The 14211-nt window shown below is 45.8% G+C and carries 13 protein-coding genes and 1 pseudogene; 10 read left to right on the top strand and 4 right to left on the bottom strand.

Going from position 1 to position 14211, the window contains the following annotated elements; translation table 11 throughout:
* Positions 1-74: 74 nt before the first annotated feature.
* Together C1S74_RS10345 and uspA are read right to left on the bottom strand one after the other, a co-directional pair.
* On the bottom strand, positions 75-953 hold the full coding sequence (locus tag C1S74_RS10345) for a carboxylate/amino acid/amine transporter (protein ID WP_038869969.1): 879 nt from the start codon (positions 951-953) through the stop codon (positions 75-77).
* 73 nt (positions 954-1026) lie between these two features.
* Entirely contained in the window at positions 1027-1452 is a 426-nt protein-coding gene (gene uspA, locus C1S74_RS10340; protein ID WP_045399505.1) for a universal stress protein UspA, read from the bottom strand.
* A gap of 219 nt (positions 1453-1671) precedes the next feature.
* On the opposite strand from uspA, the gene ftnA reads away from it, so the two are divergent.
* The 3 genes from ftnA (at position 1672) to C1S74_RS10325 (ending at position 3954) form a co-directional block, all read left to right on the top strand.
* Complete coding sequence (ftnA, locus tag C1S74_RS10335; protein ID WP_038869973.1) at positions 1672-2199, top strand: non-heme ferritin; 528 nt, start codon at positions 1672-1674, stop codon at positions 2197-2199.
* Between the two features lie 90 nt (positions 2200-2289).
* A complete protein-coding gene (uspB, locus tag C1S74_RS10330) occupies positions 2290-2613 on the top strand; it encodes a universal stress protein UspB (RefSeq protein WP_045399504.1) in 324 nt (107 codons plus the stop codon).
* 147 nt (positions 2614-2760) lie between these two features.
* Positions 2761-3954, top strand: coding sequence for a BaiN/RdsA family NAD(P)/FAD-dependent oxidoreductase (locus C1S74_RS10325; RefSeq protein WP_045399503.1), 1194 nt, complete (start codon positions 2761-2763; stop codon positions 3952-3954).
* A gap of 48 nt (positions 3955-4002) precedes the next feature.
* On the opposite strand, the gene C1S74_RS10320 is transcribed toward C1S74_RS10325, so the two are convergent.
* Positions 4003-6450: a sensor domain-containing protein gene (locus C1S74_RS10320; protein WP_038869985.1), complete on the bottom strand. Its 2448-nt coding sequence runs from the start codon at positions 6448-6450 to the stop codon at positions 4003-4005.
* A 195-nt stretch (positions 6451-6645) separates the two neighbouring features.
* Complete coding sequence (locus C1S74_RS10315) at positions 6646-7554, bottom strand: DMT family transporter (protein WP_045399501.1); 909 nt, start codon at positions 7552-7554, stop codon at positions 6646-6648.
* A 169-nt stretch (positions 7555-7723) separates the two neighbouring features.
* On the opposite strand from C1S74_RS10315, the gene rmuC reads away from it, so the two are divergent.
* From rmuC to tatC, 7 genes and pseudogenes are all read left to right on the top strand, one after another.
* Positions 7724-9256, top strand: coding sequence for a DNA recombination protein RmuC (rmuC, locus tag C1S74_RS10310; RefSeq protein ID WP_045399499.1), 1533 nt, complete (start codon positions 7724-7726; stop codon positions 9254-9256).
* Positions 9257-9334: 78 nt separating this feature from the next.
* The gene (gene ubiE / locus C1S74_RS10305) at positions 9335-10114 is read left to right on the top strand and encodes a bifunctional demethylmenaquinone methyltransferase/2-methoxy-6-polyprenyl-1,4-benzoquinol methylase UbiE (protein WP_005434558.1); all 780 of its coding nucleotides are present in this window, start codon (positions 9335-9337) and stop codon (positions 10112-10114) included.
* Positions 10115-10125: 11 nt separating this feature from the next.
* Positions 10126-10762, top strand: a pseudogene (locus C1S74_RS10300) (ubiquinone biosynthesis accessory factor UbiJ).
* On the top strand, positions 10759-12393 hold the full coding sequence (gene ubiB / locus C1S74_RS10295; protein ID WP_045399495.1) for a ubiquinone biosynthesis regulatory protein kinase UbiB: 1635 nt from the start codon (positions 10759-10761) through the stop codon (positions 12391-12393). The pseudogene C1S74_RS10300 and the gene ubiB overlap by 4 nt, the downstream one beginning before the upstream one ends.
* 48 nt (positions 12394-12441) lie before the next feature.
* Positions 12442-12690: a Sec-independent protein translocase subunit TatA gene (tatA, locus tag C1S74_RS10290; RefSeq protein WP_045399492.1), complete on the top strand. Its 249-nt coding sequence runs from the start codon at positions 12442-12444 to the stop codon at positions 12688-12690.
* 3 nt (positions 12691-12693) lie between these two features.
* Positions 12694-13092, top strand: coding sequence for a Sec-independent protein translocase protein TatB (gene tatB, locus C1S74_RS10285; protein ID WP_038870003.1), 399 nt, complete (start codon positions 12694-12696; stop codon positions 13090-13092).
* Between the two features lie 68 nt (positions 13093-13160).
* On the top strand, positions 13161-13907 hold the full coding sequence (gene tatC / locus C1S74_RS10280) for a twin-arginine translocase subunit TatC (RefSeq protein ID WP_045399489.1): 747 nt from the start codon (positions 13161-13163) through the stop codon (positions 13905-13907).
* Positions 13908-14211: the final 304 nt, after the last annotated feature.

The raw sequence follows: 14211 nt of genomic DNA, 5'->3' as shown, positions 1-14211 counted from the left end.
GAATCAACAAATAAAAAACGCTCTCCAGTTGGAGAGCGTTTTTTATTGTTGGAATGTTTGTTGGGATCGATGTGTTACTTATTGGCGTAACTCATCTCTACGCGCTTCTTCACCCAAGTCTCGTTAATCCACAGCGACAGCATGATGATCGCGCCGCCAATGGCGAGTCGCATTACATCAACATCACGGTTCCAAATGACAATGTTCACTATCAAACCTGCTGGAACTAACGCATTGTTCATTACCGCAAGTGCACCTGCGTTGACCATGGTTGCCCCTTTGTTCCACGCAAAGTAACCAAAGCCTGATGCAATTAAACCAAGGTAAGTCAAAATGCCCCATTGCGTTGCTGTTGTCGGCATCTTGTCTAAGTTGCCCATCAAAGCAAAGGCGACGGTCGCTACGCACAATGCCCCTAAATAGAAGTAACCAAATACTGTGTGCTGTGGCAATTCCACAGGTTCGGTTTCCATAATGTATTTATAACCTACCTGGCCAATAGCAAAGCACAAATTGGCGCCCTGTACGACCAAGAAGCCGATCAAGAAGTTCTCATTGATGCCTGCAAATTTAATCCACGCAGCACCCAGTACTGCAATTGCTGCTGTGACCAAATACCAAGGCGAGAAACGGCCTTTCAAAAAGTCATAAATCAAGGTGACGTAAATAGGGGTAAATACGGTGAACAACAGCACTTCTGGTACAGAAAGGAGTAAGAAAGATTGGTAGTAGAAGCAATACATTAACCCGAGTTGGAAGCCACCAACGATCATCAATTTCGCGATCAGAGATTTGCTTACGCCACGGAATTTTAAGAAAGGTATGAACACGACGCTCGCCAGTGCGACACGCATGAAGACAGAAAACCAAGAATCGACCTGACCGGCAAGGTAAACGCCGATCAGGCTAAATGAGAATGCCCAAAGTAGGGTAACTGCGGATAGATAAGCCATAATAGATGAGAATCTTTATCAACAACAAAGGTGCCCGCAGTCTAACCAAGTTTTATCGTTGCGCCAATCCAAATTAGTCTTTTAGCGGTACGACCAGCATATCGACAGGCGAGCAGTTAATAAGTTGACGCGTCGAGGACAGAATCTTGCTCCAGAAATCTTGGTGGTGCCCACAAACGACCAAATCGATGTTGTAGTCTTGAATGGTATCGCACAGCTCATTATTCAGATCCCCACTACCCACTAAAGTATGTGTAATTGGGTATTCTGCGAACTCTTCAAAATTGGCCAGCTGTGTACGGGATGCTTCCATCGCTTGATGTTGTGCCTCGGCCATATTGATATCGATAAGACCCGTGTAAAGCTCGGCGTAATTCACATCGATATGAATGAAAGAGACTTTCGCACCAAGAGGCTTAGCCAGTGATACGGCTTTCTTAATCAATACTTTACTGTCGTCTGAAAGATCGACTGCCACAAGTATGTGTTTATAACTCATATTGATATCTCCTTGATAAGGTCATAGTGTCAGATTAGCACTAAGTGTCAGATAATTTTGCTGAAGTGATCTCATATCAATATCGTGGGTACAAACTCTTGCCTCAGTAATCATGTTATAGTGGGTTATACCCAAGTGACTTTAGACCAATCATCCTCGCTGAGCCTGCTCAGCTCGAGGTTACTTGGGTATATTGCATGCACATTAATAGGAGTTAACATGCTGTCTCAAACTATGGTTGAACAATTGAATGAGCAAATTAACCTAGAATTTTTCTCATCCAATCTATACTTACAAATGAGTGCTTGGTGTGAAGACAAAGGTTTTGAAGGTGCGGCTGAATTTTTACGTGCACACGCCGTAGAAGAAATGGAGCACATGCAACGTCTTTTCACTTATGTAAGCGAAACTGGCTCAATGCCAATCCTAGGTGCAATTGAAGCTCCTAAGCATGATTTCGCAAGCCTAGGCGATGTTTTCCGTGAAACCTACGAACATGAGCAAATGATCACGGAAAGAATCAACAAATTGGCGCATGTTGCATTTACAAGCCAAGACTACTCAACGTTTAACTTCTTGCAGTGGTACGTGGCTGAACAGCACGAAGAAGAGAAGTTGTTTAAAGGGATTTTAGATAAGATCGAATTGGTAGGTGAAGACGGCAAAGCATTGTTCTTCATCGACAAAGATCTGGCACAAATGGCAAAAGAAGGTTCATCTTCAATTATGGATGCTCCAGCTGCGTAACGCGTTCTCAACGCGCTAAGTAGCGGGTAAAGGACGAAGCATTGATCGTCTTTTTCTCTTGAGCATCATTGAAGATGTAGGGAGGAAAAGATGATCAGTGGAGACACAATCTTATTTGCGCTAATGGTGGTGACGGGAGTTAATATGGTCCGTTATCTCACCGCTCTTCGTTCTCTTATTTACATCATGCGTGAAGCGCATCCTTTGCTTTATCAGCAGGTGGATGGCAATGGATTTTTCACCACCCATGGCAATGTCACTAAACAAGTGAGGTTGTTCCATTACATCAAAAGTAAAGAGTACGACCATCATCATGATGAACTCTTTACTGGCAAGTGTGAAAGGGTTCGCGGATTATTCATTTTATCGACCGCTTTACTCGGTGTGACCCTACTGGGGGCCTTTATTCTCTAGGTCATCAAGCAGTGCTTGGAATTTAAGCGCTTTTCCCATTCGACATTTGTCGTTAGAATAGCGTCCGCAGAAAGCAAGGATGTGCAATGAGCACATCCTTTTTTATTTTTGGATATACCAATCTAAATAAGTAATTGAGCGTTACCAATGAGTAAGAAATTTGATGTTGTTGTAATTGGCGCAGGTGCGGCAGGTTTGATGTGTGCGGCAGAAGCCGGCAAACGCGGACGTAGTGTGCTCGTGCTGGATCATGCAAAAAAGCCAGGACGTAAAATCCTTATCTCAGGCGGTGGTCGTTGTAACTTCACTAACTACGACGTCTCAGCGAGCAACTACTTATGTCAAAACCCACATTTCGTGAAATCGGCGCTATCGCAGTACACCAACTGGGACTTTATCTCGATGGTCAGCAAGCATGGCATTGAGTTTGAAGAGCGCGATCATGGACAGTTATTCTGTGTTGATGCATTTACTGCAAAAGACATTGTTAAGATGCTGCTAGCAGAATGCGACATGCCAAATATTCAGCAGCGTTACCAATGTGATGTACATTCAATTGAGAAAATCGACGCGGGCTTTCGTCTACATGCCGGTACTGAAAACATCGAGTGTGAATCTTTAGTAGTGGCTACCGGCGGTCTGTCGATGCCCAAGCTTGGTGCGACGCCATTTGGCTACAAGATTGCTGAGCAGTTTGAGCTTCCGGTGATTACTACTACGGCAGGTCTAGTACCGTTTACGCTGCATAAAGAAGACAAAGAAGATTTTGCTGAGCTATCGGGCATTGCGATTCCAGCAGAAATCACCGCGCAAGACGGCACCATGTTCAAAGAAGCGTTGCTGTTTACCCACCGCGGCTTGTCGGGCCCTTCGGTACTACAAATTTCTTCGTTCTGGAGAGCGGGTCAAAAGGTGACGATTAACCTCGTTCCAAACGACGACATCGCTGAACTACTAGAACGCAGTCGCGAGAAGCATCCGAACCAATCCCTAAAGAACACGCTAGCAAAAGTGCTACCAAAGCGTTTGGTTGAAGTGTTGATTGAACGTAAAGAATTAGCAGACAAACCACTTAAGCAGTTCAACCAGAAAGAGGTGACGACCATCGTTGAGCGTTTAGAGAGCTGGGCAGTAGCACCAAACGGTACGGAAGGTTACCGCACTGCAGAAGTGACCCTAGGCGGCGTAGATACTGATCACCTGTCTTCAAAAACCATGGAATGTAAGAACATCAAAGGCTTGTACTTCATCGGTGAAGTGATGGACGTAACCGGCTGGTTAGGTGGCTATAACTTCCAATGGTGTTGGTCGAGCGGCTTTGTCGCAGGGCAGTGGGTGTAACTAGCTAAGTAAAAGAATTGAAAAAGGCCGAGCAAATGCTCGGTCTTTTTATTTGAACAACTTTTCTGCGCGAACTGGGGCGCTAAAACGGAAGCCTTGTCCGTAGATACAGCCGTGCTCATATAGGTATTGTGCTTGTTCGTCGGTTTCGATGCCTTCCGCGACTACCTTAAGTGATAGGGTTTGACCCATGGCGATGATGGCATTCACAATCGCGTTGCTGTCGGTGTTGCTTGGTAGATCGCTAACAAAAGAACGGTCGATTTTCAGCTTATTGATTGGTAAGCCTTTCAAGTACGACAATGACGAATAACCAGTACCAAAGTCATCCAAAGAAATCTCAATACCTAGCTCGCGTAGTAAGTTAAGTGATGCGATCGCTTGTTGTGGATCTATTAATAAGAAGCTTTCGGTGATTTCTAACTCTAAACGATGAGCTGGGAATTTTGTCTCTTTAAGAATGACGCCCAGCTTAGTAATAAAATCGGATTGCTGAAGTTGGAGTGCCGATACGTTAACCGCGAGCTTACCAAAATCAATGCCGCTATCTAGCCAAGCTCGCCCTTGTAAACATGCTTGTTCAAGTACCCATTTTCCAATGCTTTGAATAAGGCCTGTTTTTTCTGCAATTGGAATGAAGTCTGCCGGAGAAATAACCCCAAGCTCTGGATGCTGCCAGCGCAGTAATGCTTCGACGCCAACCAACTCGTTCTCACTAAGGTTGTACTGCGGTTGGTATGCCAAATGCAGTTGGTTTTTCTCGATGGCTTCATGCAAGGCCGATTGCATTCTGACATGAGTGACCGACTTATCTGTTAAGTCTGGAGAGTAAAATGCGTAGCCATTTCGACCGTTTTTCTTCGCCAAGTACATAGCGGTGTCTGCATTCTTCAACAAGGTTTCGCTGTCTTGGCCATCTTGCGGGTAACGTGCTACGCCAACGCTGGTGGAGATGCGTAACGCTTCGTTTTTACTGACTTCAAAAGGTCGATTGAATAAGCTAAGAATGTCTTCAATGGTGTCGATAAGTTGTGATTCAGAGTCGATATTCGGCAATATGATGACAAACTCATCACCGCCTATTCGTGCAATGTGCGCGCGTAAATGTAGGACTTCTTGAAAGCGTTCTGCGAGTTTCGTTAGTAATTGATCACCACAGAAGTGCCCCATGCTGTCGTTGATGTGTTTGAAATGGTCAATGTCGAGGAATAACGTTGCAAAGGCGTGGTCGTGCTTTTGTCCACTTTCAATGTGTTGCTCGAGAAGGCTAATCAGATGTGTTCGGTTGGGAAGGTTTGTTAGTGGGTCATAAAATGCCATGCGTTGCAGCTTTTCTTCGTGCGCTTTCCGTACTGAGATGTCTTCGAACACGCAGATGTAGTTTATCAGATGATTTTTATCGTCCATCACGGCGCTGATGGTGGCTAACTGCGGGTAAATGCTGCCATCTTTTTTGCGGTTGATGAACTCGCCTTTCCATTGGCCTTTGGTTTCCAACTGGTGCCAAAGTGTCTTGTAAAAGGCTCCATCATGATGCCCTGAGCGCAGAATATTAGGGTTCTTACCAATCACTTCTTCGGCTGCATAGCCTGTAATATGAGTAAAGGCACTGTTTACATCGAGGATGTTCGCTTTGCGGTCAGTAATCACCATACCTTCATGGGAGTTGTCGAAGATTTTCGATGCGAGTGAGAGCTGAGTTTCGACCATTTTTCGGCGTGTGACGTTTCTTGTCATCCCCAAAATACCAATTAATTCACCACTGTGATCTCGGATCGGTGATTTGATGGTTTCAAGCCAAGTGGGGTTGTTGTTGTCATCTATCAGGGTGCATTCTTCAACGGTGTTTTGGCTGCCTGTCGCGATCACTAATTGGTCGGTGTCGATGAACTTCTTAGCTCGTTTGCTGCTGAACAATTCAAAGTCATTCTTACCAACAATGTCGCTGCCGGTCATTTGCCATGAGTTTTCCACGCTGCGATTGGTCATGGCATAGCGACCGTCGGTACTCTTTATCCACGTATGATCTTCTAAACAATCGATGAACTCTTGCAGGGTCGGCAGCGATTCTGGCAATTGAACTTGATGGCGCTGTTGTTCTTTAAGGTAGGTTTGGCTTATGTCAAAGCTAATTCGTCCAGCGATGGCGCTTAACCAAGCAGCCACCGTTTGCTTCTGTTGGTTTGGATGAACCAAAGCCAGAGCTGCAAACAATTTTCCGTTGGGCAACCAAACAGGGCAGTAGCTTAATGTTTGTGACTCAAAGGAAACTTGCTCAGCATCGAAGTGAGCAGGTTGGAATCGGTCGGTCGCGATATCTAAAATCGCTACAATTTCGCGGTGGTGCTGCGGTGATGTGGCGACTTCACTCAATCGCCATTGATGAGTGTAGCTAAATTTATAGAGCTGACCGTGCGCCTTAGTGGCATCACAGCACTGTTGCAGAGCGAGTTTCCAGTCTGTCATCAATGCAGGAGAGATAGCGAAGCGAAACATAGTTAATAAAGCATCCTGAGCGCCCTTGGATTTGTGTTGTTAACATCTGATTAGACGTTCATATCGGGCTTTGGCTATATCGTATCCAAAGCCCGAACAAATCCAAGCAAGGAACACTTCATTAATCGAGTAAACTGTTAGCTAGCTCTCTTTTTTATAAATCCCGTCTCATTTTTGCAATAGTTTCGGATATGACTACTGGGCAGTATTCGCTTTTTTTTGCTTTCTGCCAAACTTCACTTGCTGAATGACTAAGCCGCTGATGATCAATACCAAGCCAATCAAAGTGGATGGATGAATGTCTTCGCCAATGATGGTGGCAAGCAGCATTAAAGAGATAAATGGTGAAGCGAAAATTAGGTTGCTGATACGCGCGGTATTTTCGGTCAGTTTGAGTGCGGATAACCACAATACAAAGGTGATGCCCATTTCAAACAAGCCGACATAAGTCACTGCTGCCCAGCCTTTGGCTGTGATTTGGCCCCAATTCGCGCCTTCATAAACACTTAAACCAATCGCAAATGGAATCGCAACCAAGAAGCCAAGTAAGACACCTACCACAGGGTCGGCTTTGTTTTTGGTATTAAGAATCCAGTAGCTTGCCCAAAGCAGGGTCGAAAGTAATGCCAAGCCAACACCCAGTGGGCTTTCAAAATCCATTCCTAACACATTACCTTTAGTCGCAATCACAATCACGCCGAGGTAACTAAAACCACAAGCGATCCAGTCTTTACCTCGGATTTTCTGACCCAAGAAAACCGCCGCCATTAAGGTAAGGGTGATTGCCCAACTGTAGTTAATTGCTTGTGCTTGAGACGCAGGTAGCAAGTCATAAGCTTTGAATAAGATCAGGTAATAAGCCAGTGGGTTAATCAAACCAAGCAATAGGTAATACCAAGGGTTAGATAAAAATGTGTTACCCAGTTGGTTGAGCTTGCCCTGTGCACCACACACAGTGATAAGTGCGATAGCCGAAACAATACTCGCTATGGTAAGCATCTGAATCGGTGTGAATTCCGCCAAAGTCAATTTAAATGCGGTCGCTACTGTTGACCAAAGTAATACCGCTGATAGCCCAAATCCTAGGGCGCGACGCTCGTTCATGATACCTCTGTGTGATGAAGTGCTGCTCATTGATGCTGATTTGAGCTTGGGTGAGTATGTTGTACGGAGCGCCTAGTGTATGCGAGGATTTTTCATCCAACAAACTGGACATTTATCCAGTATGTAAATACCATTATTAAAGATAAAAAACACAGGCTAACTCGCTATTATGCAATGGATTCTTGAGCATCAATCTCTCATTCTGTCTTCTCTTTTTACCGCGACCATCAGCGGTGTTGCAGTGGGTTGGTGGGTTAAACAACGCTTTGCCACGCAAACTCAATTGCTCGAACAACAGCTCTCCTCTGAAAAACAGCTTCATCAACAACAACTTGAACAAGTGAAGCAAAGCCTCGCTGAAGCACAGCAAGAATTGGATGAGCTTGATGACGAGCGCGATAAAGCGGCATTCGAGGTGCGCCAAACTCATGGCAAATTGATGGCGGCGATGGAAAAGCTACGTTACTTCGAAGCGGTGAAACAGGAGCGTCAGCAGTATTTTGATGAGCTAGGGCAGATGCGTGAACACAAGTCGCGCCTTGAAACCCAACTTGGTGAGCAGCAAGCGCGCCATGAGCAAATTAACCAAGCTAATGCAGAAAAGCTGCAAATTCTTGAGCAAGCAGAAGTGCGTTTGAAGCAGCAATTTGAACACTTAGCGAATCAGTTGTTTGAAGAGAAAACCGCCAAAGTCGACATGCAAAACCGTCAGAGTTTGGAAGGTTTGCTGTCTCCACTCAAAGAGCAGTTAGAAGGGTTCAAAAAGCAAGTCAATGATAGCTTTAGTCAAGAAGCCAAAGAGCGTCACACCTTGGTGCATGAGTTGAAGAACCTGCAACGCTTGAATGAGCACATGACCCGAGAAGCGGTCAATCTGACTCAAGCTCTGAAAGGTGACAACAAGCAGCAGGGCAACTGGGGTGAAGTGGTTCTGGCTCGTGTATTGGCAGAATCTGGTTTGCGTGAAGGGCACGAGTACCAAACTCAGGTGAGCTTGCAAAACGAAGCAGGCAAACGCTATCAGCCGGATGTGATAGTTCACTTACCGCAAAACAAACAAGTGGTGGTCGATTCGAAAATGGCGCTGGTGGCGTACGAGCGCTACTTCAACGCAGAGAACGACATTCAACGAGAGCAGGCGCTGAGCGATCACCTAGCCGCGCTGCGCGCACACATCAAAGGCTTGAGCCTTAAAGATTACCATCAGCTAAAAGGCATTCAGAGCCTAGACTACGTACTGATGTTTATTCCGGTGGAACCTGCATTTCAAGTGGCGATACAAGCTGACCCGAGCTTGGTCAAAGACGCGATGGAGCAAAACATTATTTTGGTCAGCCCTACCACTTTGCTGGTGGCGCTACGTACGATAGATAACTTGTGGCGTAACGAACGCCAAAATGAAAACGCTCAGTTGATCGCTGAGCGAGCGGCAAAATTGTACGACAAACTGCGTTTGTTTGTTGATGATATGGAAGGGCTGGGCGGTGCACTAGACAAAGCCAACCAAACGTACCAAGGCGCAATGAATAAGCTAGCAACAGGGCGAGGCAACGTGATCCGTCAAGCGGAAAGCTTTAAGCAACTAGGAGTGGAAGTAAAACGTCCAATCTCGCCAGATCTTGCTCAGTTGGCGCAGACAGAGTCATTTTCGGAAAATGCTTCTTTAGTAGAAAGACATCCGGCTGAGGATAAAGTAAACTAATCGCCCGCAGTACAGTGGGCGACCCTATTTGTTATCAACCGCCCCGAAGTGAAAAAGTGCTGCCCAAGAGGAATCAGAATGACGGACACAAGTGTGCAATCAAATACAGCGTTAGATAACGACACTACCCACTTTGGTTTTACCACAGTGGCAAAAGACGAAAAAGTGACCAAAGTTGCCGAAGTTTTCCACTCAGTGGCAGCAAAATACGACATCATGAATGACTTGATGTCAGGTGGTGTTCACCGCCTTTGGAAGCGTTTTACTATTGATTGCAGTGGCGCTCGTCCGGGACAACGCGTTCTCGATCTAGGTGGTGGTACAGGCGATTTAACAGCGAAATTCTCACGCATTGTTGGCGACCAAGGTCACGTGATCCTAGCGGACATCAACAACTCAATGCTGAATGTCGGTCGTGACAAACTGCGTGATAACGGCATTGTGGGTAACGTGCATTACGTTCAAGCGAACGCAGAAGAACTGCCGTTCCCAGATGATTACTTTGACGTGATCACTATCAGCTTCTGTCTACGTAACGTCACCGATAAAGACAAAGCGCTGCGCTCTATGTTCCGCGTATTGAAGCCAGGTGGTCGTTTGTTGGTACTTGAGTTCTCAAAACCAATCCTAGACCCACTATCAAAAGTGTACGACGCGTACTCGTTCCACCTATTGCCAAAAATGGGTGAGCTAGTGGCAAATGACGCAGACAGCTACCGTTACCTAGCAGAATCTATCCGTATGCACCCAGACCAAGACACGCTGGAAGGCATGATGAAAGAAGCGGGCTTCGAAAACACCAAATACTACAACCTAACGGGTGGTATTGTGGCGCTGCACCGCGGCTACAAGTTCTAAGGATAAGCGGTATGCCATTTGAACCTCTTATCACTGCCGTTATTGAAACGACACTAAATACGCTGATTAAAGATGACCCTGAATTGGGTCGTCGTTTGTCACGTCTTAAAGGTCAGGTGATTCAAATTCACCTCAAAGAAATCAATAAGACGCTGACGTTCATCTTCAGCCAGCAAATCGATGTTTTGGGCAATTACGAAGGTCAGCCAGATTGTTATCTGTCGCTGAATCTAAGCGTACTTCCTGAGCTGCGCGATCAAGCCAACATCACTCGCCTTATCAAGCAAGACAAACTTGAGCTTGAAGGTGACATCCAACTTGCACAGAAATTCTCTCAATTGATGGTCGATTGCAAGCCAGATATTGAAGAGTGGCTGTCTCGAGTGACGGGGGATGTCGTGGCACATACCTTTGTGCAAGGCACCAAAAACGTCGGCGGTTTCTTTGCTTCTCAAGCGGAAAAAACACCAACGCCACCTTGCTCAAGTGGTAACAGAAGAATGGAAATTGGCGCCAGCACCGCTGGAAATCGCCTACTTCTGTGACCAAGTGGATGACGTTCGCAGTCAAGCTTCTCGTGTCGAAGCGCGCCTAAACGTACTACTAAATAAGTTCGACTCGGATAAGCCTGCGCTGGAGAACTCATGACGCCAGCAGAAATAAAGCGCTTATATCAAATCATTAAAGTTCAGCTAGAATACGGCTTGGATGAGTTGTTGCCTGATCATCAACTGACCAAAGCGCCGCTTTTGATGCGCAAAAGCTTATTCTGGATTAAGAACAAGCACCCAGAGAAACCGTTAGGTGAGCGTCTTCGTCTCGCTCTGCAAGAACTAGGTCCGGTTTGGATTAAGTTTGGTCAGATGATGTCGACCCGCCGTGACCTTTTCCCTCCACATATCGCTGATCCTCTTGCGCTTTTGCAAGACCAAGTTGCGCCATTTGATGGGCAGTTAGCGAAAGAACAAATGGAACTCGCTCTGGGCGGTCCATTAGAAAACTGGTTTACTGAATTTGATATCAAACCGTTAGCGTCTGCGTCGATTGCTCAGGTGCATACCGCGCGATTAAAAGACACTAACCAAGAAGTGGTATTAAAGGTCATCCGTCCAGATATTCGTCCGGTCATTGATTCAGATCTAAAACTGATGCACCGAATGGCGCGTATAGTCGCCGGAGCGATGCCTGAAGCACGTCGTTTGAAACCAGTTGAAGTGGTTCGCGAGTACGAAAAAACCTTACTTGATGAACTCGATTTGCGTCGTGAAGCAGCGAACGCGATTCAACTGCGTCGCAACTTCGAAGGCAGTGAAGAGCTTTACGTACCAGAAGTTTTTCCTGACTTTAGTAATGAAACTGTCATGGTTTCTGAGCGAATATATGGCATCCAAGTCTCTGATATTGAAGGCTTGGAAGCGAATGGCACCAATATGAAATTGCTCGCGGAACGCGGTGTGAGTGTCTTCTTCACTCAGGTGTTCCGAGACAGCTTTTTCCATGCTGACATGCACCCGGGCAACGTGTTCGTTAAACCGGAGCATCCAGATAATCCGATGTGGATTGGGCTGGATTGCGGGATCGTTGGTACACTTAACAGTGAAGACAAACGTTATCTGGCGGAAAACTTCCTCGCTTTCTTCAATCGTGATTACCGCCGCGTAGCGGAATTGCACGTTGATTCGGGGTGGGTACCTGCCGATACCAATGTCGATGAATTTGAATTTGCGATTCGCATTGTGTGTGAACCAATCTTTGCTAAACCACTGTGTGAAATCTCTTTCGGTCACGTACTGTTGAATTTGTTCAACACTGCGCGTCGATTCAATATGGAAGTGCAGCCGCAGCTTGTGCTGTTGCAAAAGACGCTGTTGTACGTCGAAGGGCTAGGTCGCCAACTGTATCCACAACTTGATTTGTGGGAAACGGCGAAACCTTTCCTTGAAGAATGGATGATGAACCAAGTCGGTCCGCAAGCTTTGGTGAATGCCATCAAAGACCGCGCACCGTTTTGGGCAGAGAAGTTACCGGAACTGCCAGAGCTACTTTACGATAGCCTTAAGCAAGGTAAAGCCATGAACCAACGTATGGATCAGCTCTATCAAGGTTATCGTCAGAGCAAGCGTCAGCAGGCGACAGGAAAGTTTTTATTTGGCGTTGGCGCCACTTTAGTCGTATGCTCGGCAATATTGGTGGATAACGCTTATGGGCAGCTATCGATCGCTTGTGGTATCGCAGGGGTCACATTTTGGCTGCTTAGTTGGCGAGCTTATCGTCGGTAGACGTTAAACTCTTGAAATAATTTTGTTTAAAGACCCGAGGTAAAAAGAATGGGTGGTATCAGTGTTTGGCAACTTCTAATCATTGCTGTAATTGTTGTATTGCTATTCGGAACTAAGAAACTACGTGGTATCGGTGGCGATCTGGGTGGTGCCGTTAAGGGCTTCAAAAAAGCAATGAGCGAAGATGAGTCTGCGAAGAAAGACGACAAAGACGCAGACTTCGAGCCAAAAAGTCTAGAAGAGCAGCAAAAGAAAGAAGCGGCTCCTGAAACGAAAAAAGACAAAGAGCAGGCGTAAAACGTGTTTGATATCGGTTTTTGGGAACTGGTATTAATATCTGTTGTTGGTCTGGTTGTTCTTGGTCCCGAGCGTTTGCCACATGCCATCCGCAGTGTCTCTCGTTTTGTCGGAGCAGCGAAGAGTATGGCAAATAGCGTCAAAGACGAATTGTCTCACGAGCTGAAAGTCCAAGAACTGCAAGAAAACTTGCGTAAAGCTGAGCAAATGGGGATGGATGATCTGTCTCCTGAGCTAAAGTCTTCCGTTGAAGAACTGAAGAAAGCCGCGCAATCTGTAAACCGCCCTTACGCGGAACCAACCAAATCAGACGCAGAGCCGCAAGAAGCTGCAAAAGCGACTGAAACCGTTGAGAAAGCGGAAGAGATTAAGGTTACAGCGGCAGATAAGAAAGCCGAATAGTCTCATTAGGAGGAGCTACTAGACATTGGTAGCTCCTTTTTGATCTGGTTTTAAAAAAGAGGTTTGCCATGTCTACCGTCGAGCAGACACAACCTTTAATTAGTCATCTATTAGAACTTCGCAATCGACTGCTAAAAGCAATTGCCGCAGTATTGGTCGTGTTTGTTGGGCTAATTTATTTCTCCAACCACATTTACGAATTTGTTTCTGCACCTTTGGTAGAGCGTTTACCTGAAGGCGCGACGATGATCGCAACCGATGTGGCTTCACCCTTCTTTACACCGCTGAAGCTAACGCTTATCGCATCGGTGTTTGTCGCGGTGCCGTTTATTTTGTACCAAGTTTGGGCATTTGTGGCGCCCGGGTTGTACAAGCATGAACGTCGTTTGATTATGCCATTGTTGTTCTCAAGTTCGTTGCTGTTTTACTGCGGTGTGGCGTTCGCGTACTTCGTGGTATTTCCGTTGGTGTTTGGCTTCTTTACTGCTATCTCATTGGGTGGAGTCGAGTTTGCAACCGACATTTCGAGCTACCTCGATTTTGTACTGGCGCTGTTTATGGCGTTTGGTATTGCGTTTGAAGTGCCAGTTGCGATTATCTTGCTATGTTGGACAGGCGCAACGACACCACAAGATCTGAAAGAGAAGCGTCCATACATTATTGTGTGTGCGTTTATTGTCGGCATGCTATTGACGCCGCCGGATATGATCTCGCAAACCCTTTTAGCAATCCCAATGTGTTTGCTGTTTGAGGTGGGCTTGTTCTTCGCGCGCTTCTACACCCGCAAAGATGACGAACAAGAAGTGGAAGAGTAATTTAAAATTAGTATTAAAAAAGCGGCTTACATAAGCCGCTTTTTTGTATCTGCAGTTTATCGAAGCTTTATTTCGTAGCCGCATTTTGAGCAGACATACACTTCTTTAATTCCGATCAATTTTTGAAACCAACTGCGTTGTTGACGTTGCAAATACACTCCGTGATTACACATTGCGAATCCCATCTTTTTTATTTTATAAGCCGATGGGGATTTTATGTGAAATCATGTACATACTTCAATAATGGCGATGGTATAGATTTGCTTCTTAAGCATATTATTTGGAAATAATATACGGAACGTTG

This window comes from Vibrio hyugaensis, from assembly GCF_002906655.1.
GTDB lineage: Bacteria > Pseudomonadota > Gammaproteobacteria > Enterobacterales > Vibrionaceae > Vibrio > Vibrio hyugaensis.
The sequence above is the reverse complement of the archived record's forward strand: the minus strand, read 5'-3'. Positions and strand labels throughout refer to the sequence as shown.

Coding starts and splice junctions, on each gene's coding strand:
- C1S74_RS10315 (WP_045399501.1), bottom strand. CDS start 7,554: ATGAACGAGCGTCGCGCCCTAGGATTTGGGCTATCAGCGGTATTACTT.
- ubiE (WP_005434558.1), top strand. CDS start 9,335: ATGACGGACACAAGTGTGCAATCAAATACAGCGTTAGATAACGACACT.
- ubiB (WP_045399495.1), top strand. CDS start 10,759: ATGACGCCAGCAGAAATAAAGCGCTTATATCAAATCATTAAAGTTCAG.
- tatA (WP_045399492.1), top strand. CDS start 12,442: ATGGGTGGTATCAGTGTTTGGCAACTTCTAATCATTGCTGTAATTGTT.
- uspB (WP_045399504.1), top strand. CDS start 2,290: ATGATCAGTGGAGACACAATCTTATTTGCGCTAATGGTGGTGACGGGA.
- C1S74_RS10345 (WP_038869969.1), bottom strand. CDS start 953: ATGGCTTATCTATCCGCAGTTACCCTACTTTGGGCATTCTCATTTAGC.
- rmuC (WP_045399499.1), top strand. CDS start 7,724: ATGCAATGGATTCTTGAGCATCAATCTCTCATTCTGTCTTCTCTTTTT.
- uspA (WP_045399505.1), bottom strand. CDS start 1,452: ATGAGTTATAAACACATACTTGTGGCAGTCGATCTTTCAGACGACAGT.
- tatC (WP_045399489.1), top strand. CDS start 13,161: ATGTCTACCGTCGAGCAGACACAACCTTTAATTAGTCATCTATTAGAA.
- C1S74_RS10320 (WP_038869985.1), bottom strand. CDS start 6,450: ATGTTTCGCTTCGCTATCTCTCCTGCATTGATGACAGACTGGAAACTC.
- C1S74_RS10325 (WP_045399503.1), top strand. CDS start 2,761: ATGAGTAAGAAATTTGATGTTGTTGTAATTGGCGCAGGTGCGGCAGGT.
- ftnA (WP_038869973.1), top strand. CDS start 1,672: ATGCTGTCTCAAACTATGGTTGAACAATTGAATGAGCAAATTAACCTA.